This window comes from Hydrogenivirga sp. 128-5-R1-1 (assembly GCF_000171895.1).
In genome coordinates, this window is record NZ_ABHJ01000005.1 from 185,161 (window position 1) to 203,185 (window position 18,025).

Annotated in this window: 20 protein-coding genes and 1 tRNA gene; 9 read left to right on the forward strand and 12 right to left on the reverse strand. The window is 50.6% G+C overall.

Features of this window, described 5'->3' with window-relative positions:
- Positions 1-35: 35 nt before the first annotated feature.
- A complete protein-coding gene (locus HG1285_RS10805; RefSeq protein WP_008287154.1) occupies positions 36-320 on the forward strand; it encodes a hypothetical protein in 285 nt (94 codons plus the stop codon).
- Positions 321-389: 69 nt separating this feature from the next.
- Here the strand turns inward: HG1285_RS10805 and HG1285_RS10800 are convergent, their stop codons facing one another.
- A complete protein-coding gene (locus HG1285_RS10800) occupies positions 390-1,685 on the reverse strand; it encodes an RNA-guided endonuclease TnpB family protein (RefSeq protein ID WP_008287155.1) in 1,296 nt (431 codons plus the stop codon).
- Positions 1,686-1,788: 103 nt separating this feature from the next.
- On the opposite strand from HG1285_RS10800, the gene HG1285_RS10795 reads away from it, so the two are divergent.
- The gene (locus HG1285_RS10795) at positions 1,789-3,366 is read left to right on the forward strand and encodes a diguanylate cyclase (protein ID WP_008287156.1); all 1,578 of its coding nucleotides are present in this window, start codon (positions 1,789-1,791) and stop codon (positions 3,364-3,366) included.
- Positions 3,367-3,377: 11 nt separating this feature from the next.
- On the forward strand, positions 3,378-4,313 hold the full coding sequence (gene trxB, locus HG1285_RS10790) for a thioredoxin-disulfide reductase (protein WP_008287157.1): 936 nt from the start codon (positions 3,378-3,380) through the stop codon (positions 4,311-4,313).
- Between the two features lie 67 nt (positions 4,314-4,380).
- On the opposite strand, the gene HG1285_RS10785 is transcribed toward trxB, so the two are convergent.
- Genes HG1285_RS10785 through HG1285_RS10765 form a run of 5 tightly spaced genes read right to left on the reverse strand, consistent with a single transcriptional unit; the run spans position 4,381 to position 7,449 of the window.
- The gene (locus HG1285_RS10785; RefSeq protein ID WP_008287158.1) at positions 4,381-4,650 is read right to left on the reverse strand and encodes a hypothetical protein; all 270 of its coding nucleotides are present in this window, start codon (positions 4,648-4,650) and stop codon (positions 4,381-4,383) included.
- Positions 4,637-4,855, reverse strand: a complete 219-nt coding sequence (locus HG1285_RS10780) for a hypothetical protein (RefSeq protein WP_008287159.1) — start codon at positions 4,853-4,855, stop codon at positions 4,637-4,639. The genes HG1285_RS10785 and HG1285_RS10780 overlap by 14 nt, the downstream gene beginning before the upstream one ends.
- A 58-nt stretch (positions 4,856-4,913) precedes the next feature.
- Positions 4,914-5,567 carry an ABC transporter ATP-binding protein gene (locus HG1285_RS10775; RefSeq protein ID WP_008287160.1) on the reverse strand — a complete coding sequence of 218 codons (654 nt, stop codon included), beginning with the start codon at positions 5,565-5,567 and terminating at the stop codon, positions 4,914-4,916.
- Positions 5,567-6,754, reverse strand: a complete 1,188-nt coding sequence (locus tag HG1285_RS10770; RefSeq protein WP_008287161.1) for an ABC transporter permease — start codon at positions 6,752-6,754, stop codon at positions 5,567-5,569. Before HG1285_RS10770 ends, HG1285_RS10775 begins: the two co-directional genes overlap by 1 nt.
- A complete protein-coding gene (locus HG1285_RS10765; protein WP_008287162.1) occupies positions 6,751-7,449 on the reverse strand; it encodes a hypothetical protein in 699 nt (232 codons plus the stop codon). The genes HG1285_RS10770 and HG1285_RS10765 overlap by 4 nt, the downstream gene beginning before the upstream one ends.
- An 83-nt stretch (positions 7,450-7,532) precedes the next feature.
- Between HG1285_RS10765 and HG1285_RS10760 the strand changes: the two genes are divergently transcribed.
- The 5 genes from HG1285_RS10760 (at position 7,533) to HG1285_RS17325 (ending at position 14,272) form a co-directional block, all read left to right on the forward strand.
- Positions 7,533-7,610 (forward strand) — tRNA-Glu (locus tag HG1285_RS10760).
- A 57-nt stretch (positions 7,611-7,667) separates the two neighbouring features.
- On the forward strand, positions 7,668-9,662 hold the full coding sequence (gene uvrB / locus HG1285_RS10755; RefSeq protein ID WP_008287163.1) for an excinuclease ABC subunit UvrB: 1,995 nt from the start codon (positions 7,668-7,670) through the stop codon (positions 9,660-9,662).
- Positions 9,663-9,696: 34 nt separating this feature from the next.
- Positions 9,697-10,965 (forward strand): tetratricopeptide repeat protein, encoded by a 1,269-nt coding sequence (locus HG1285_RS10750; RefSeq protein ID WP_008287164.1) that lies wholly within the window; start codon positions 9,697-9,699, stop codon positions 10,963-10,965.
- Entirely contained in the window at positions 10,965-11,540 is a 576-nt protein-coding gene (locus HG1285_RS10745) for a FecR family protein (RefSeq protein WP_008287165.1), read from the forward strand. The genes HG1285_RS10750 and HG1285_RS10745 overlap by 1 nt, the downstream gene beginning before the upstream one ends.
- Positions 11,537-14,272: a hypothetical protein gene (locus tag HG1285_RS17325; RefSeq protein WP_032496532.1), complete on the forward strand. Its 2,736-nt coding sequence runs from the start codon at positions 11,537-11,539 to the stop codon at positions 14,270-14,272. The genes HG1285_RS10745 and HG1285_RS17325 overlap by 4 nt, the downstream gene beginning before the upstream one ends.
- Here HG1285_RS17325 and HG1285_RS10740 read toward each other — a convergent pair.
- On the reverse strand, positions 14,262-14,504 hold the full coding sequence (locus HG1285_RS10740; RefSeq protein ID WP_032496534.1) for an NIL domain-containing protein: 243 nt from the start codon (positions 14,502-14,504) through the stop codon (positions 14,262-14,264). The genes HG1285_RS17325 and HG1285_RS10740 overlap by 11 nt on opposite strands.
- Before the next feature lie 34 nt (positions 14,505-14,538).
- Here HG1285_RS10740 and HG1285_RS10735 point away from each other — a divergent pair, with 34 nt between their 5' ends.
- Complete coding sequence (locus HG1285_RS10735) at positions 14,539-15,504, forward strand: GDP-mannose 4,6-dehydratase (RefSeq protein WP_032496581.1); 966 nt, start codon at positions 14,539-14,541, stop codon at positions 15,502-15,504.
- Between the two features lie 133 nt (positions 15,505-15,637).
- Here HG1285_RS10735 and HG1285_RS10730 read toward each other — a convergent pair whose 3' ends face one another.
- The 5 genes from HG1285_RS10730 to HG1285_RS10710 all read right to left on the reverse strand — a co-directional run bounded on the left by HG1285_RS10730 (position 15,638) and on the right by HG1285_RS10710 (position 17,892).
- Positions 15,638-16,723 carry a site-specific integrase gene (locus tag HG1285_RS10730; protein WP_008287169.1) on the reverse strand — a complete coding sequence of 362 codons (1,086 nt, stop codon included), beginning with the start codon at positions 16,721-16,723 and terminating at the stop codon, positions 15,638-15,640.
- A gap of 3 nt (positions 16,724-16,726) precedes the next feature.
- Positions 16,727-16,933 (reverse strand): DUF2283 domain-containing protein, encoded by a 207-nt coding sequence (locus HG1285_RS10725; RefSeq protein WP_008287170.1) that lies wholly within the window; start codon positions 16,931-16,933, stop codon positions 16,727-16,729.
- Positions 16,924-17,205: a DUF4258 domain-containing protein gene (locus HG1285_RS10720; RefSeq protein ID WP_008287171.1), complete on the reverse strand. Its 282-nt coding sequence runs from the start codon at positions 17,203-17,205 to the stop codon at positions 16,924-16,926. Before HG1285_RS10720 ends, HG1285_RS10725 begins: the two co-directional genes overlap by 10 nt.
- Positions 17,206-17,455: 250 nt before the next feature.
- On the reverse strand, positions 17,456-17,707 hold the full coding sequence (locus HG1285_RS10715; protein WP_008287174.1) for a hypothetical protein: 252 nt from the start codon (positions 17,705-17,707) through the stop codon (positions 17,456-17,458).
- The gene (locus HG1285_RS10710; protein ID WP_008287176.1) at positions 17,707-17,892 is read right to left on the reverse strand and encodes a helix-turn-helix domain-containing protein; all 186 of its coding nucleotides are present in this window, start codon (positions 17,890-17,892) and stop codon (positions 17,707-17,709) included. Before HG1285_RS10710 ends, HG1285_RS10715 begins: the two co-directional genes overlap by 1 nt.
- Positions 17,893-18,025: the final 133 nt, after the last annotated feature.

An 18,025-nucleotide genomic window follows, 5' to 3' on the forward strand; every position in this document is an offset into this window, starting at 1 on the left:
GGACTTACCTATATTCATAGGCAGGATGGTGCAGTTTGCAAAAGAAGACGTACGTATTTGACGACAACACCTTGGAAGTTCTCAAGACCCTTAGGGAGGAGCTCGGAAAGAAGGAGACCCAGATAATCAAGGAGGCTCTCAGGCTCTACTTTGAAAACCACAGGAACAACAGGGAAGTAATGGCTTCCCTGAACGAGCTCGTGGGCAGGATAGAGGCGATAGTCTCCCAGATAGCGGAGCTGAGCTATCGGCTGGGCAAGTGCGAGGAGCGCAACAGAGTTCTTGAGGGTGAGCTGAGGAAGTTGAAGAAAAACCAATAACGCCCCCGAGGGTTTTCCAGAGGTGAACCTCTCCGCCTTTACGGGCAGAGCTTCCGGTAGAGATTACTCTCACCCGGGAGACCCGCGTGGGGATTCCTGCTTCAACGAGGGATGGCTAACACCTTCTTGTGAAGGTGCCCCGCCAGAGCCCTCTCCACAGGCGTAAGTTCGGGTCGCTCCGACCCTACCGCCCGTCAGGTGGGCGAGACCTTTCCTTAGTATGTTCAGACTCGCATTGTAATCCCTGTCCATTACTGCCCCGCATTCAGGGCATTCATGCAACCTTTCAGCTAAAGTCTTTGGAACTCTGAACCCACATACAGAGCAGTCCTGAGTTGTGTAAGATGGGTCAACCCTCACCACCCTTGCCCCTGCCATTACAGCCTTATAGGTGGCAAAGGTGATAAGTGTCCCCCATCCTGCATCAAGTATTAGCTTTGCTAAACTGATATTTTGAACAAGCTCCTTTATGTTCAGGTTCTCAAAGCTTATGTGGTCGTAACTGTCTACAAGGTATCTTGATAGCTTGTGTAAGAAATCTCTCCTCGCATTCCTTATCCTCTCGTGAATTTTAGCTAATCTTTCCTTCTGCTTCTCCCAGTTGGTTGACCCCTTCTTCTTCCTTGAGAGCTTTTTCTGCTCTCTTTTGAGTCTTTTCTCAAGTTTTTGTAGGAACTTTGGGTGCTGTATGAACTCTCCCTCTGAGGTGGTGGCAAGGTTCTTTACTCCGAGGTCTATCCCTACTACTCTTTCCTGAGCTTCTCTCAGTATCTCCTCAAGCTCTACCTCTACGGTTATGCATACATACCACTTTCCCGATGGCTCTCTCTTGATGGTAACCGTTTTCGCTCTCGTCCAGTCTATCTGTTTGTGTAGTCTTATCTTGAGTTTTCCAAGCTTGGGAAGATGAAGATATACAAACCTGCCATTTTTTCTTTCAAGCTTGATAACTTCTGTAAGCTTTGGGTCTCCTGTGAGTTTGTCCTTTTGCTTCATCCACACTTGTGGGAAAGTGAAGGAGTTGTATCTGGAGAGCTTCTTTTTCTTAGGATACTTGGCTTCTTTTCTGAAGAACTTCTGGAATGCGTTATCCACTCTTCTCAGGCAGTCCTGAAGGACTTGAGAATGGACGAGTTTTAGAAATGGGTCTTTCCGCTTTAGTTCAGGTAGAGAATTCTGCTGGTGAGAGTATGTGATGGTTTTCTTTTCCTCTTTCCATGCTCTTTTCCTTTCCTCAAGGGCATGGTTGTAGAGGTTGCAAAGAATGTAGAGCCAGTTTTCCATTTTGTATTCCAGTAGAACTGACGGATAAGCTCTGAATTTGTAGGTCAGTAAGAATTTAATCTCTTCCCTGGTTCTGGACATAGCTCCCTCCAATTATTATATTCGCCAACGCCTTTATGGGCGATGCCCTGTACCCCCTTACGGAAGGGGACTTAGGGCGTGAAATTAGTTAAATTATTAACTGATGGATTACTCTTACCTTGACCTCGTGCCCGTGCCCGTTCTCGTCGTTGATGAGAACTTCGGACTCCTGTTCGTAAACAAAAGGGCACGCGAGCTCTACGGAGACGGTGTAGGCACCTGCTACGCTCTCTCCCACGGCTTTGATAGACCGTGCAGCGCCGAGGACGGACATCCATGTCCCATGTTTCTACTGAACTCGGAGGATACATCCCCTCAGGGGACTATACACGTCCACAGAACGAGAGAGGGCAACAAGTACTTTTACGTCCTCACGCAGCCCGTAAAGGAAGAAAAGGCTTACATAGAGCTGCACATTGACCTCTCCGATGTGGTCAAGTCTCCAGAGCTGGCAGTGGCAAAGCCGGAGCTCGTCATGTCTTCCGGTCCCGTGGTCTTCTTCCTCTGGGAGAACAGCGAAGGGTGGCCTGTCAAGTTCGTGTCTCCGAACGTCGTAAACCTGTTCGGCTACTCTGCGGAGGAGTTCCTCACGGGTAAGGTGTCTTACCCCGAGCTCGTTCACCCCGAAGACCTGCCGAGGGTCGCGGAGGAAGTAAAGAGGTACTCGGAGCAGGGTGTTAGCTCTTGGACTCACGAGGATTACAGGATACTGACCAGGGACGGCAAGGTGAAGTGGGTTCTTGACCACACGGTGCCCATATTCGGCAGGGACAGAGACATAACCCACTACTACGGCTACCTGATAGATATAACCGAGAAGCACGAGCAGGAGGAGCTGTTCCGTAAGCTCGCCGAGAGCAACCCCAACGGGGTCATTCTCTTCAACTTCAAGAACAACAGCATTATATACGCGAACAGGGCTGTGTCTGAGATCACAGGCTACAGCGAGGAGGAGCTTGAGTCCCTGAAAGACCCACTCATCCTTATTCACCCCAAGGACAAGCACATAGTTATCAAAAATATCCAGAGGAGGATCAAGGGGGAGCGAAAGCCCTTCTCTTACAGCGTGAGGTTTCTAACAAAGGGCGGGAAGACCAAGTGGGTGAAGATAGTATCGTCGGTTATAACCTACAGAGGTGAGGAGAGCACCCTTGTTACCCTGATAGACATAACCAAGGAGAAGGCAAGGGAGAGGAAGCTCCACACCCTCGCAACCCACGACCAGCTCACAGGCGTATACAACAGGAGGGCGCTCCTTATGTTCTTTGAGAAGTACCTCCACTCTGCCCGCAGGTACGGAATCCCCTTCTCCGTGATACTTATAGACCTTGACAACTTCAAGTATGTGAACGACCAGTTCGGGCATCAGACGGGGGACAGGGTTCTGAAGACCTTTGCAAAGCTCGTAAAGGGAAGCCTGAGGAGGACGGACGTGTTCGGCAGGTGGGGAGGCGAAGAATTCCTCGCCCTGCTTCCCTTCAACGACAAACCTTACATGGTAGCGGAGAAGCTGAGGAGGAAGGTTGAGGAGACGGAGTTCAGCAGGGTCGGCAGGGTCACCGCTTCCTTCGGAGCTACCACCTACAGGGAGGGCGACGACATAGACAGCATGATGGCACGCGCCGACGAAGCCCTCTACGAGGCTAAGAGAAAGGGTAAGAACACAACCGTGGTGGTATAGGGAGGAAAGCAATGGGAGATGTAGAGAAGGTGATAATAATCGGCGGAGCCTGCGCCGGGCTCACAGCGGCGATATACACAGCGAGGGCAAAGCTGAACCCACTGCTCTTTGCGGGGCACATGTTCGGCGGACAGCTCATGATGACCTCGGAGGTTGAGAACTACCCCGGCTTTCCCGAGGGCATTCAGGGACCCGAGCTGATGGAGAAGTTCAGACAGCAGGCTGAGAAGTTCGGCACGAGGATAGTCTATGAGAACGTTATAAAGGTTGACTTCAAGAGCAGACCCTTTCGGGTGTGGGCTGGAGGAGAGGAGTACGCAGCCGAGAGCGTTATAGTCGCCACCGGAGCGAGACCCCGTATGCTCGGGCTTGAGTCCGAAGCTATGCTCATGGGTAAGGGGGTCTCCTACTGTGCGGTCTGCGACGGAGCCTTTTACAAGGACAGGGACGTGGTCGTTGTGGGTGGCGGGGATTCGGCTATGGAAGAGGCTCTGCACCTTACCCACCACGCTAAGAGCGTTACGGTCATACACAGAAGGGACAAGCTCAGGGCGTCAAAGATAATGCAGGAGAGAGCCTTTGAGAACCCAAAGATAAACTTCGTCTGGGACAGCGTGGTTGAGGACATCTACGATGTGAACGAGGGAAGGGTCACGGGAGTCCTAATTAAGAACGTGAAGACGAAGGAGCTCTCGGAGATAAGGTGCGACGGCGTCTTCATAGCAATAGGGCACGAGCCGAACACCGATGTCTTTGTGGGACAGCTCACCCTTGACTCCCACGGATACATAAAGGTTCACGACCATGTGAAGACCTCCGTGGAGGGCGTATTCGCCGCGGGGGACGTCCACGACCACAAGTACAGGCAGGCTATAACCGCCTCAGCCTTCGGCTGTATGGCAGCCCTTGAGTGTGAGAGGTATCTGGCAGAGAAAGGGCTCGTTTAGAACGACGGCTAAATAGATTAGCTCAAAGATACGGTGGAAAGGAAAGCCCAGTTTCTTTAATCCACATTTACAGTTCTACTTTTGTCTTGCCTTCTACATACTGTCTCACAAGGGTCGCTATAAGTGTTTGATAAGGCACACCCGTTTCAAGGCTCTTTCTCTTGAGGAGCATTATGTTCCTTTCGCTCAGGCGTATGCTTATCGGTCTTTTCTTTAAAACGGACTTTGCTCCCTCCTTCAGGGCTTCCTCCAGACTGTCGTAGTCTTTAGCCCTATTCCACTCACCCCTTTCAAGTTCCTCCTCTATTTGCTGTTCAAACTTGTCAAGTTTTGCCATTTCTATCACCTCCTAAATACTTCTTGGTCATCTTCCTGCTGAGGAAGATGGTGATAAACCTTATAACGCTTTTCCTTACTTCAAAGGGAACTACGTATGCATATCCGCCTATCTCTACTATGAGCAACCTCTGGTTGGGATACCTTTCTCTGTCTGGGTGCTCAAGTATGTCAAGTGTCCTGCCCTCGTTGATTGCGATAACCACGTCTTCAAAGCCAACACCACGCTCCAGCTTGAGCTTGAGGTTCTCCTAATAAAGCTTATCAGAGCATCTCGCCGTCCTTCAGATTGACTATGCGGTGGAAGAAGGGCTTCAGGTCTGGGTTGTGGGTAGCCACGACGAAGGTTATACCCTCCTCCTCGTTCAACTTCCTGAAGAGCTCAAATATCCTCCTTCCTTCCTCCCAGTCTATATTTCCAGTCGGCTCGTCGGCGAGGATAACTGCCGGCTCGCTTATCAGGGCTCTCCCTATCGCTACCCTCTGCTGCTCGCCCCCCGAAAGTTGGTAGGGCTTGTGTTCCAACCTGTGGGACAGCCTGAGGAACTCAAGTATCTTCAGAGCCTTGTCCTCCGGGCTCTCTATGCCGAGCATCTGGGCTATGAGTGTCAGGTTTTCAAGGACGCTGAAGTCCTCAAGGAGATAGTAGAACTGGAATATGTAGGCAACCCGCCTCTTCCTGAACTCGGCGAGCTCGTCCTCCCTCATGGGGCTTAAAGGTTTCTTGAATAGATAGACCTCGCCTTCGCTCGGTTTATCAAGACCTCCCATCAGATGCAGGAGCGTGCTCTTCCCTGAACCCGAAGGACCCATAACGCCTATGAAATCTCCCCTGTTCACCTCCAGACTCACACCTTTGAGAGCGCGCGTTCCGTCGGGATAAACCTTCCAGGCGTTCTCAACCCTTATAACTTCCATCACTCGTTCCTCAGTATATTGACTATGTTCTCCCGTGACGCCCTAAGGGCTGGTATCAGGGAAGATACGAAGGAGAGCAGCAGTGTGCCGAGGAAGGTCGCCACGAGGTCTAAGGGCTTTATGTGAACGGGTATGTGGCTCATCATGTAAACCTCCTCCGGAACCCTTATGAGCCTGTACTCGTTTATGAAGTAGGCGAGCACGAATGAAGCCGTTATGCCCAAGAGGGCACCCACGAAGCCTATGGTCAGACCGACGGCTACGAATATCCGAAGTATCCCCCCGCTCTTCATACCGAAGGTCTTTAAGACGGCTATATCCCTTATCTTTTCCTTTGACTTCACGAAGAGCAGGCTCGTTATGTTGAAGGAAGCCACGAGCACCATTAGCAGGAGTATGAGGAACAGGGCGAGCTTCTCTAACTGAAGAGCGTTAAAGAGGGGCTTGTTCAGGTCAATCCACGATCGGACGAGAATGAGCTCGTTGTTTACCGCCTTCTCTATCCTCTCCTTAACCTCCTGGGCTCTGTAGGGGTCTTCAAGGTAAATCTCCAAGCCCTCAAACTTGAAACCCCTCCTGAAGAACCTCTTAGCCTCCCTCCTCTCCATGAAGACTATGACGAAGTCCCTGTCGTAGGCACCCGTGTGAAATACACCCCCTATGACCACCTCTCTGGTCTTGGGGATAAAGCCGGTCGGCGTCCTTATTCCCATGGGAAACACCAGGACGGCTGTGTCCCCGGCAGAAACTCCGAGCACGTCCGCAATTCCCTTACCCACAACGAGACCCTTCAGGTCTCCCTTGACGAGATGGCTCCCCACGAGCCTCTTGAAGGCTTTCTCACCGAAGTCCACAGCCTTGACGGTTACGGGCTGAAGCCTTTCCTCCTTACCGAGTATGGCACTGTAAAGTATGAAGGGGAGCGTTTCCTTTACACCCTTAACCCTCTCAACGTCTTTCCTAATCTCTTTCAGATCGGCGTCCCCTACAACGCTCACTATCACGTGGGGTGCGGTTGATAGAATCTTTTCCTTCAGGGAGTCCTGAAATCCAGTGAAAACTCCGAGCGTCAGGAGTATAGCACCCACGCTGAGGAAAACGCCAAAGAAGGATATGAAAGTTATCAGGAGGGTACTGCCCTTGACTGAAAGGAGGTACCTCAGCGCTATCCTGAGGGTAAGACTCATTTAACGAACCTCAGGGACTGTATTATCTCCTTCTGCCTGCCTATGACGTACTTCCTTATCTTCGTGATCTCCTCCCGCGGAAAGTCCACTTCAAAGCCCAGCCTGACGTAAACATCCTTACCCAAACCTACTACGTTCTTTAGCCTTCCCCTGCCGGTTGCGGTGCCGTTGTCGGGCAGGTGTATCCTTAGGGGGAACTCTATATACTCGTCCTCCTTCAGAGCCTCCACCTTTTCCTGAATGAACTCTATGAAGTCCCTGTTTTCGTCCCTGCTCAGTGACAACCCTATGCCGGTCTCACTCACGTCCTTGGCAGGTATGTTAAATTTCACGCCATCAAAGCTGAGCTCTACTATTACGGGCTTGTTCTCGTCGGGCTCTACACGGACGGATCGCCTGTGTATGAACTCGGGAGGCTCAACGAAGTTCTCAACCGTAAGGACGAGCTCTTTCCCCAGATTGCTGAAAACCTGAGTCTGGGCGTACTCCTTGGAGGACAGCTTCACGTATACAGGGTCTAAAGTTGAGAAGGCAGCCTTCATGTGTGTTCTTCCCCAGTCAAAGCCCAGCAGCCTGCCCTCGTCGTCAACCCAGTTCAGCTTCAGGTGAGCCTTTACGGGAATTTCTTTGTACTTGGTTATAACGTCGTAACTCTGCCCCGCCTTGAAAATACCAGACAGCTCTAACTTGCCCATGAGTCTCAATAGTATAATCAAGTTTTAACAGGCTTGACACAAGGAAGCCCCGCACTTATAATACTTCCTTGTCTTAGGTGGTTGCCCCCATCGTCTAGCCTGGCCTAGGACGCCGGCCTTTCACGCCGGAAACGCGGGTTCAAATCCCGCTGGGGGTGCCATCTGCTTCTAAAATATGAACTACCTGAAACCGGATTCAGGGAATATCTTTATCTCCTATGAAAGCTTCCCAGAGCACATTTTGTTTAAAAACCAACCTCAAACCTGCCGGAGACCAGCCAAAGGCTATAGAGGAGCTTTTAGACAACCTTGAAAAAGGAGTCAAGGAGCAGGTTCTCCTCGGGGCTACCGGAACGGGCAAAACCTACACCATAGCCAACGTGATAGAGAAGCACGGGAAGCCTACCCTCGTGGTCGTGCACAACAAGATACTCGCAGCCCAGCTTTACAGGGAGTTCAAGGAGCTCTTTCCCGACAACGCGGTTGAGTTCTTCATCTCTTACTACGACTACTACCAGCCGGAGGCTTACATACCCGAGAAAGACCTTTACATAGAGAAGGACGCGAGCATAAACGAAGTCCTTGAGAGGTACAGACACTCCGCGACCATATCTGTCTTAGAGAGGAGGGACGTCATAGTAGTCGCCTCCGTTTCCTGCATATACGGTCTGGGTTCTCCCGAACACTATGAGAACATGAGGATAAGGGTAAGTAAAGGCGCTCACCTCAACCTTACTAAGTTCGTGAGAAAGCTCGTAGAGCTTGGCTACGAGAGGAACGACTATGCCTACAAGAGGGCTACCTTCTCGGTAAAGGGAGATGCTCTGGAAGTCATACCCTCTGAGGCTGAAGACTACACCGTGAGGATAGAGCTCTGGGACGATGAGGTGGAGAGGATAGCCGTAATAGACACCCTCAACAGACATCATGTAAAGGAGCTGGAGGAGGTTTCCTTCTTCCCAGCGTCCCACTACATAGCCCCCAGACCCACCGTTGAGAGCGCCCTTGAGGAGATAGAGAGAGACCTGAGGGAAAGGGTGGACTGGTTCAAGAAGCAGGGCAAGCAGGTAGAGGCTCAACGGCTCTACCAGAGAACCATGTACGACCTTGAGATGATAAGGGAGCTCGGTCACTGCAAGGGGATAGAGAACTACTCCAGATACTTTGACGGAAGGGAGCCCGGGGAACCACCCTTCACACTGCTGGATTACTTCCCCGAGGACTTCCTCCTCGTGGTGGACGAGTCCCACATGACCATCCCCCAGATAAGGGCTATGTACAACGGAGACCGATCCCGCAAGGAGAAGCTCGTTGAGTACGGATGGAGGCTCCCCTCAGCACTGGACAACAGACCCCTGAAGTTTGAGGAGTTCCTTGAGAGGCTCAATCAGGTCGTTTACGTCTCAGCGACCCCCTCCGACTGGGAGATAGAGAGGAGCAAGGGCATAGTTGTGGAGCAGATAGTCCGTCCCACAGGTCTCGTTGATCCGGAGGTTGAGGTGCGCCCTACCAGAAACCAGCTTGAAGACCTCATAAGGGAGATACAGGAGAGGGTCAGGAGGGACGAGCGTGCGCTCGTGCTTACGACAACAAAGAGACTTGCGGAGGAGGTGGCGGACTACCTTACGGAGAGGAAGATAAAGGCAACCTACATGCACTCGGAGCTTGACGCCATAGAGAGGGCGAGGATAGTCAAGGAGTTGAGGGAAGGAAGCGTTCACGTGGTCGTCGGGGTCAACCTTCTCAGGGAAGGGCTTGACCTCCCCGAGGTTTCCCTCGTCGCCATACTTGAGGCTGACAAGGAAGGCTTCCTTAGGAGCTACACCTCCCTGATACAGACCATAGGCAGGGCTGCGAGGAACGTGAACGGCAAGGCTATACTCTATGCGGACAGAATAACTAAATCTATGGAGAGGGCGATAGAGGAGACCAACAGGAGGAGGAAAAAGCAGAGGAAGTACAACGAAGAGCACGGAATAACACCGAAGAGCATAGTTAAGCCCATAAAGGAGTTACTCGCCCTTGAGGAACTTGACTACGTGAAGCTACCCCTGAAGCTTCCTAAGGGGATAAAGACGGAGGAAGACCTGATAAAACGTATTGAAAAGCTTGAGAAGGAGATGTGGGAAGCTGCAAAGAACTGGGAGTTTGAAAAGGCGGCGAAGCTGAGGGACGAGATAAAGAGTCTCAGGAACTATCTGAATTTGAATTAATACTTTTGGATTATATTTAAAAGAGGGGAAAGGGATGGGAAAAACCCTCATCTTATCTTCACTCTTTCTCTTATTGAGCACGGCAATACTCGCCCAGGACGACGTTTATAAAGAAATACAGGAACGCCTTGATGCGGGTGAGTACGAGGAGGCACTGGAACTCTCGGAACAGCTCCGTAATGAGGGTGATGACAGATGGAAACTCTATAGAGCGAGAGCGCTTGTAGGTTTGGGGAAGCTACAGGAGGCAGAGCCCTTACTCAACGAGTATCTCAAAGAGAACCCCTCAGATAGGCTTGCACTTATTACCCTGTCTAACCTTTACCTTGATAGGGGTGAGTTCAGAAGAGCTTTGGAACTTTTGAAGGGGCTGGAGGAGTCACCAGAGAGGGACTTTCTCTTGGGAATGTCTTACTATAACCTTGGTCTGAAGGAGCTGGCGGACTTCTACTTTAATGCTTCTCTGTCCGGAGAGAAAGAGTCCGTATACGTGAAGAACCTCAGAGGCAGCCTACCCAAGGTGCAGGCTTTACTTTCTCTGGCTCTCGGTTACGACACCAACCCGGCGGTTGCTCCCCAGGAGGGTTTCATATCCAAGAAAGAGAGCACAGCATACCGTGCCTCCGGAGTTCTCAGGCTGGACGACGGTGTGAACAAGCTGTGGTTAGACCTCAGCTATACAGCCTACAGTGAGGTCAGCGACTTCAATACCCTTATCGGAACTCTCAGGTTTAAGAGGCTCTTTGGAAGGTTCTTCCTGCCCATGAGGATTGATTACACGACCTTGGGTGGAGATTTTTACCGTGCGGTGGGTTCCGTGGGAGGGGGTTACCAGTTTGGACAGCTACTCCTGAGCGCGAATGCAGGACTTCAGGACTACACATCCTTTGGAACTAAAGAAGACAAGAGAGACGGATTTAACCTGTACGCTGAGGGTAAATATCACTTCGCCTACGGGACACCGGCGTTAGAGTTAGTCCTGAGGATGGGATACGAAAGCACGGAAGGCAAGAACTGGAGGAACGCTTACCTGTATCCTTACATGGACGCTAACTACGACTGGAAGAGCTTTAACTTCGGTTTTTCTGGAGGGCTCGCCTACTATAGCTTTACTGAGAAGCATTCTATCTATGGGAAGAAGAGGAGGGATATATTCATCAGCGCAAACCCCTACGTCAGATACCTGTTTGGGAGAGGTATATACGGAGAGCTCAGCTACATATTTACGAGAAATAGCTCAAACATTGAGCCCTTTGATTACAGCAGGCATGAGGTTTACGCCTCTGTGGGGGGTGTTTTCTGATGTGGCTCCTTGTGTTAGCCCTGCTACTCCTGTTCCGTGGGGGTTTTTCCCAGGAGGTGGGCAGGGTGGAGAAATATTCCGGAAGGGTTGATGTGGTCAGGTCGGGAGAGTTGAGGGGCGTCCCGGTAGGAAAGACCGGAGGAAAACTCTCCGTCGGAGACATACTTAGGACGAAGTTCAAGAGCTACGCCTTCGTCTCCTTCGTAGACGGCTCAAGGGTTGAGGTCTTTGAGCTCTCAAGATTAAAAGTTCTGGACTACAAAGTCTTGAGGGAGGTGAACGTAGAGAGGGGTGTTGTGAAGTTTGAAGTTGTATCAAAGAAGGGTGTCAAGGGCTTCAGGGTGAACACGAAGCACGCCATAATAGGGGTAAAGGGCACCGTCTTCTGGGTTTACGTCCTCCCCGGATACACCAAGGTGGTAGTTGAGAAGGGGAAGGTTGACGTATCCTACAAGCTGAAGCTCCCGAACTCAAAGTGGCAGGTTTTGAAGGCGTCCAAACTCCTGATAATCCCTGAACCCTACGGAGATAAGCCGCCGAATCAGCCTATGTCCGTGAGGGTGGTAGTCCAATGAGGTTGAAATCACTGGGTCTTTTAGCTCTGGCTCTGGTGATCGGCGGGTGTTCCTCCTCCGACTCCGGAGGGATGTTCTCTCTGAGTGTGGGCGTGAACTTCCCTTCGCAAGGAGGACTCAGAACCCAGTACATAGACCCCAGAACCGCATGTATTGAATTGACCTTGAGCTCGCGGGACGGCACATTCAAGTCTACAGCTATACTTACGCCGAGCTCACCCTACGCGACCTTCTCGGGACTTACCAGCTCCGAGCTTATCGTCACCATAAAGAGCACCGACGGTTCACCCGGTCAGGGCACCTGCACAGGAAACGTGGTGGACTACGCCTCCGCAAGCCTGAGCCTAAAACCCGGCACAAACAGCCTCAGCCTGACCATGCCGAGGGCTAAGTGGACTTTCACCAGCCCCATAAACCTGAGCGGTGGAGAGAGCATCACCGGTATATCCCTAACACCCTTGCAGACTCCCTCGGTCGGGAGTGGCTACGGCTCCTACAGGATATCCTTCTTTGGGGATAACCTCTACGACTGCGGTTCTGGCTACGGGACTATATGCTACGCGACGGTTGACTACCATGTAAAGTTTGAGGGTCCCGACAAGACCCAGGGATCCCTCGGAAGCGAGTTTGTTCCCTATCCGAGCTCCACGAGGGGGTGGATAGGGCTCGCACCCTCCGGTGGCGTTGAGAGGTATGCCCTGCTGGTCGGCTCTGTGCCCTGCACCTACAAACGGGAAGCTAACCTCAAGTCCTGCGTGTTCAGCATAAGTCAAGACCTTTCCCAGTACATAGGTGTTAAGACCTCCGGTTCTTCCATCACGGGATACCTGTGGGAGGTCTTCGTGAAGAGCAAGTCCCTTCAGCTTGAGTGTGCCTGGGACGAAAACTTCACCGACCCGCTATCCACAGGCTGTCCCGACGGTGTATCTATAGCTTCCCTCTCGGTGAGGTCACAGGCTAAAGGCGACACCACTCTAAAAACACAGGCGAGCATCCAGAACCTGAGCGCGTCCCTAATTAAGGTTCACGAGTACAACAGCAAAGACTACGCCAGCTGTGACCAGAGCCAGCCCGATAGGTGTGACTACAACCTTGATGGGGTCATTGACTCCCAGGACGACACGAATGGAGACGGACAGATAGACACCAAGGACAGCAAAACCTTTTACTCAAGGTCAACCTGGAGCATGAACTTTGATCTGAACACCTTCTCCCTGAGCGCTTCAGCAGGTCAGGAGACAGACCCGGTACAGCCCCACCTCTTCATATCCTCCCAGAACCCCCAGACGGGACCCTTGGTAGGCAGAGTCACCCCCGTAAGTTCGCAGGCTGCAGTTAAAACGAGCTCGCCCGCAGGCATGGACATACTGAGCTCATCCTTTTTGGTATGGGGCTACGGGACTTACGATACTACCCTGCAGACCTTCAGCGGTTTCCTACCGCGGTGGTACATAGTTCACGACAGCATAAGCGGTAACCTGATAAAGCTTGACGCCTTCAACCCTGACTTCACATCGGGTAAGGTTCTCGCAAACGCTGGCAGTGTGGTGTGTTACATAAAGGAGTTCACAGACCCTTACATATCAACCTCGTACGTGTTTATCGTCGGTGGTGGAGCGGATACCGTGTGTAATACTGGCGATGACACAACCCTGTTCCTGGACACCAACAGGGGTCTCGTCAGCACGAACGTGCCCTACCTGTCGTCCAGCTCCTCCTCCGATGTGATGACCTTTTCCGACTCACCGAACAGAGCTGTAACCGGCTTCATAGGTGTTGATGTGTCCGCCAACCAGCTCACTAAGTGTGATCTGGATATGAACTGCACCCTTCTGGGTATAAGTGCAAACTTCCTTACACCCATCGGGTTCTCAAGGGCGGACGGACTCAGCTACGGTGTTGTGGATGATGGAACGAATAAATACCTCGGTTACTACGACGTCAAGAACGACCAGTTTACGCTTATAAATACAGCTGTTGACGGGTGCGTCCTTGACCCCTATACGGTTTACTGCTATACGATCGATACGATCTCACGCTTAATCAACGTATACAAGCTTGACCCGGCGACCAAAAATTTCGTTTCTCTGACTGTACCACCTGTCACTGTAACCACAGTTAACGCCTTCGGGACAACTGCAAACTACGTTATACTCAGCTACTACGACGTTTCCAACGGTGTTGTTTACGTGAGCAAGGACGGTTCCTCCTCGGGGACCGTGGACTTTGGGACAGCCCAGCCCATTCTCAACGTCTTCTCTGGGGATGGTGCTTTTGGCAGTGATACGGACTTCTGCTACGTCCTTGACTCGGACATAGCGAACGGGCGGTGCATACAATCAAGCAAGTTCGTCAGATCCACCCTTCCTTATACAACTACTTTCCCCACGAAAGGAACTCTTGATGCTGTTCAGACCAGATTCACCGATAAGGTGTACGTCGTTGAAGGGTGCACTCCCATCAACTCGGGGGTGAACTGCGTGGGCGGAACCCTTTACAGGTACGGAACGAGCATGGATCCGGCTACAAAGGAGCAGGTAATGAACATACCCTCAACCCTTGAGGCGTCGTCAATATACGGCTCGGATGAGTTCTTCCTGGTATCCCTTTACGACCCGAACACCTCTCAGAGCTCGGTGACCATGGTTAGCTACACGAACTCTCGAAGTCCCGGTGTGTTAGACCTGGGTTCTGGTTACATCACGGGTATCGTTGCAAACTTCACTCCATAAATATCTGACCCTCTATGGGCTGGACACTGACACCCCTCTCCTCTATGAACTTTATAGCCTTCTCTATCTCCTCCGCCTCGCCGTCCATCTCAACGGTGAGTATCCCCGTATCTTGTGTAACTTTGGCTGTCCTTATGTTCAGCACAACATCAAAGTTCTTGCAGACCATACAGAGAACAGGCTCTTTAACGAGCTCCTCCGGGTATATGAGCTGAAGCCTCACCATATTCATCGTGGTAATGATTATAAGCTATAATACAGCCCTCATGGATATTCTGGTTACGGGTTGTGCCGGTTTTATTGGCTGGAAGGTCTGTGAAAACCTCATAAGCAGAGGACACAGAGTCATAGGTATAGACAACGTCAACGACTACTACGACACAAGGGTAAAGCTCTGGCGTCTTGAAAAACTAAGATCGCTTGAAGGTTTTACCTTCCACAGGATAGATATAGAGGATTACGAAGCCCTCCGTAAACTATTTGAGGGTGAAAGGTTTGATGCCGTGGTAAACGAGGCAGCCCGGGCGGGCGTGAGGTATTCCATACAGAACCCCCACATTTACGTGAGCACGAACGTCATGGGGACTCTCAATCTCCTTGAGCTCGCTAAGGAGCACGGTGTTAGTAAGTTCGTTCAGGCTTCAACCTCATCTCTCTATGCGGGACAGCCCATGCCATTTAAGGAAGACCTTCCCGTGAACACACCCATATCACCCTACGCTGCCTCAAAGAAGTCCGCCGAAGCCCTTTGTTACACCTACCACTACCTCTACGGTATAGACGTTGCAATCCTCAGGTACTTCACCGTTTACGGTCCTGCGGGAAGACCCGACATGAGCCCCTTCAGGTTTACATACTGGGTAATGAAGGGAGAGCCCATACAGCTTTACGGGGACGGCTCCCAGAAGAGAGACTTCACCTACGTGGACGACATAGCCGAGGGGACGGTGAGGGCTCTGGACCTGAAAGGTTACGAAATAGTAAACCTCGGTAACAACAGACCCCACAGGCTCTCATACATGATAGAGCTGATAGAGAGGTTTACGGGCAGGAAGGCTAATATTGAGTATGGAAAGTTCCACAAGGCGGATATGAAGGACACCTGGGCTGACATAACCAAGTCGGAGAAGCTCTTAGGCTGGAAACCGACCGTTTCCCTTGAAGAGGGTATAGAGAAAACCGTCAGGTGGTTTGAGGAAAACTGGGATTGGGTTAAGGATGTAAAGGTATAGGCGGGACGGGGCTCGAACCCGTGACCTCCGCCTTGTAAGGGCGAGGGTCTAAATTCTAAAATGCTTGCTTCTCAATAAGTTCATAAAACAATAAAACCTGATGTTGAAAATAGGTTACAAATCGGTTCCATTTTCAAAAGACCTCCCCCACCTTCTCCAGTTCCTTCCTTATGTGCTCGGGTGAGAGGTGGGCGTACCTCTTAGTCATCCTCGGGGAGCTGTGCCTCATGAGTTCTTGAACCGTATAGAAGTCTACCCCTGACATCACAAGGTAAGAGGCGAAGGTATGCCTCAGGTCGTGAAACCTGAAATCTCTTATCCCCGCTTTTTCACAGGCAGTTTTAAAAACCCTCTTGTAGCCCTGACCTTCAACGCTGTAAGGCTTACCCATCCTGTTGGTGAAAACGTATCCGTAGTCTATCCACCTCTCTTCCTGCCTTGCCTTTACTTCTCTTAAAACCTCAAGGGCTTTGGGGTGGAGTGGTATCCTCTTCGTCTCCTTTGTCTTGCTGTACTTTGCAGGAACGGTTATGTAGCCCTCGGATAGGTTTACCATGTCCCACGTAAGGGAGAAGAGCTCGGAGGCTCTTAAGCCCGTTAAACAGGCGAACTTTACAACGGGCTTGAACCAATCAGGACATGCGTCTATGAGAGCCTTAAGCTCCTCGGGGGAGAGATACCTCACTCTCTCATCGTCCACCTTGTAGGTCTTTATCCTGGGAAGGTCTCCGCTGTACATACCCCACTCCTTAACCTTGCGGAGGATAGCCCGGAGGATGTTAAGTTCCCTGTTTACTGTTGAAGGTTTGACACCTTCTTTAATCCTATCTTGTTTATAGCTATCTATAAGGAACTCAGAGAAGTAGTCAAGGGTTTTATCCCCGAAGACCTCCACGAGCTTTTTAACTCTCCTCTCTGTCTCCCTTATCGTCCTCCGGGAGGCATTTGCCCTCTCAGTCTTATACCACTCAAAGTATTTCTCGGCCACCTCCGAAAAGAGGGGAACTTCCTTCTTCTCAAGGTACTGGTTTTCTATTATCTGGGTTCTGAGCTTACCTGCTATGTGTTTGGCGCTCGTTAGGGGAAGCTCGTTAACCCTCCCCAGCCTCTTGGTGTAGGTCTTGCCTCTGTATGTGAAGCGGAACCAGTGGGAGCCGTGTATGATGTAGAGGTTGTCTCCTAAGGCTGTCTTTCCTCTCTTCTTGGGTTTTCTGGGCATGGCTTAATCTTGAGTTTGAGTCTCTAAGACAAGCTCCTGGCTTGACTTCTGGAGTTTTGACCATCCCATTATCTCGTATCCCACAACTTCGTCTTTCTCGTTGTAGTCCACCACTATACCTCTACCTTCTAAATATTCACTCTCAGCCACAGGCTCATCTTTAAGCCTTATCAAAAGCGTGTCCGTCTCGGGTATGTACCTTATCCGCATAACCCTTTCCTCTTAAGCGTCCTGTCAAAGTAAGCTGTGATGACTATTAATTTATCCCCTGAAGGCTCCACAACAATCTTTAAACACCTACCACTTATCCGCTTTATATGCCATGCCCGTGAAGGATAGACGTCATCGGGGAGAACTATATCAGGGTTGAGGGCAAACTTCTTAATGGTCTCAGGTGTTATGCCCTTCTTGAGCATAAACTTTTTTCTCTCTTCCCACTTAAGCCAGAAGTGATTACTTAACTCACAGGAGTTATAAGACATGTTATCTCTTAGTGCTTTTCCGCTTCTTCAGGCATCTTCTTTATAGTCCATGCCATGTAGATGAGAAGAGCTACAACTACGAGTAAGCCTAAAGTGCCCACTACCTCATAAAGGTTCATTCTTTTAGCCCCTGTAATAAGTAACTATGCGTGCTTTCCCTCTTCTTTGATAGCCTTGGTCATGGCGACGAACATATAGATTAGTATGGCACCAAGAGCCAAAGCCCCAACGACCGCTAAAGCGTCATACATCATTCTCCTCCTTCATTTAATCTCTCAAGTTCCCTCATATAGTCAAGGGACTTCAGGAATGAGGAAACTGTGAATGCTACCGATGATAGAGCCAGCAAGATAGACAGTAAGAAAAGGATAGCTTTCAGCCCGCTGTCCAGGTTAAGTAGTAAGCTAACTCCTCCTCCGCCTACAGTTATTGAAGCTACCGTCCCGAGCTTTACCATCTCCGTGTAGAACCTAACCTTCTCTTTGATAGCTCCCCTGCCCATCAGCTCTTCTCCTTACTCTCCTCTATGAGCCTGTCAAGGTCGTTCTTATCTATGAGCGTCCTTTTCCCTATTTTGACGGGTTTTATCTTGCCTTGCTTGATGAGGCGGTAAAATGTAGGTCTGCTTATCCTTAAATACTCTAAAGCCTCTTTTACTGTAAAGAGCCTTCTTTCTCCCTCTGCCATGCCTTAATTTTATCCCGTATCTGTATGTTAGTCAATGTATCATTTTGTTATTGACAATTAATTAGGTTTAATTATAATTAACATCGTGAGACAAACCACTAAGGAGGTAGTAGCCATGAAGACCCTAACCAAA

Bases quoted from the DNA above. Each gene is read 5' to 3' on its own strand.
- HG1285_RS10800 (WP_008287155.1), bottom strand. From the start codon at position 1,685: ATGTCCAGAACCAGGGAAGAGATTAAATTCTTACTGACCTACAAATTC.
- HG1285_RS10795 (WP_008287156.1), top strand. From the start codon at position 1,789: ATGGATTACTCTTACCTTGACCTCGTGCCCGTGCCCGTTCTCGTCGTT.
- trxB (WP_008287157.1), top strand. From the start codon at position 3,378: ATGGGAGATGTAGAGAAGGTGATAATAATCGGCGGAGCCTGCGCCGGG.
- HG1285_RS10785 (WP_008287158.1), bottom strand. From the start codon at position 4,650: ATGGCAAAACTTGACAAGTTTGAACAGCAAATAGAGGAGGAACTTGAA.
- HG1285_RS10775 (WP_008287160.1), bottom strand. From the start codon at position 5,567: ATGGAAGTTATAAGGGTTGAGAACGCCTGGAAGGTTTATCCCGACGGA.
- HG1285_RS10770 (WP_008287161.1), bottom strand. From the start codon at position 6,754: ATGAGTCTTACCCTCAGGATAGCGCTGAGGTACCTCCTTTCAGTCAAG.
- HG1285_RS10765 (WP_008287162.1), bottom strand. From the start codon at position 7,449: ATGGGCAAGTTAGAGCTGTCTGGTATTTTCAAGGCGGGGCAGAGTTAC.
- uvrB (WP_008287163.1), top strand. From the start codon at position 7,668: ATGAAAGCTTCCCAGAGCACATTTTGTTTAAAAACCAACCTCAAACCT.
- HG1285_RS10750 (WP_008287164.1), top strand. From the start codon at position 9,697: ATGGGAAAAACCCTCATCTTATCTTCACTCTTTCTCTTATTGAGCACG.
- HG1285_RS10745 (WP_008287165.1), top strand. From the start codon at position 10,965: ATGTGGCTCCTTGTGTTAGCCCTGCTACTCCTGTTCCGTGGGGGTTTT.
- HG1285_RS17325 (WP_032496532.1), top strand. From the start codon at position 11,537: ATGAGGTTGAAATCACTGGGTCTTTTAGCTCTGGCTCTGGTGATCGGC.
- HG1285_RS10740 (WP_032496534.1), bottom strand. From the start codon at position 14,504: ATGAATATGGTGAGGCTTCAGCTCATATACCCGGAGGAGCTCGTTAAA.
- HG1285_RS10735 (WP_032496581.1), top strand. From the start codon at position 14,539: ATGGATATTCTGGTTACGGGTTGTGCCGGTTTTATTGGCTGGAAGGTC.
- HG1285_RS10730 (WP_008287169.1), bottom strand. From the start codon at position 16,723: ATGCCCAGAAAACCCAAGAAGAGAGGAAAGACAGCCTTAGGAGACAAC.
- HG1285_RS10725 (WP_008287170.1), bottom strand. From the start codon at position 16,933: ATGCGGATAAGGTACATACCCGAGACGGACACGCTTTTGATAAGGCTT.
- HG1285_RS10720 (WP_008287171.1), bottom strand. From the start codon at position 17,205: ATGTCTTATAACTCCTGTGAGTTAAGTAATCACTTCTGGCTTAAGTGG.
- HG1285_RS10715 (WP_008287174.1), bottom strand. From the start codon at position 17,707: ATGGGCAGGGGAGCTATCAAAGAGAAGGTTAGGTTCTACACGGAGATG.
- HG1285_RS10710 (WP_008287176.1), bottom strand. From the start codon at position 17,892: ATGGCAGAGGGAGAAAGAAGGCTCTTTACAGTAAAAGAGGCTTTAGAG.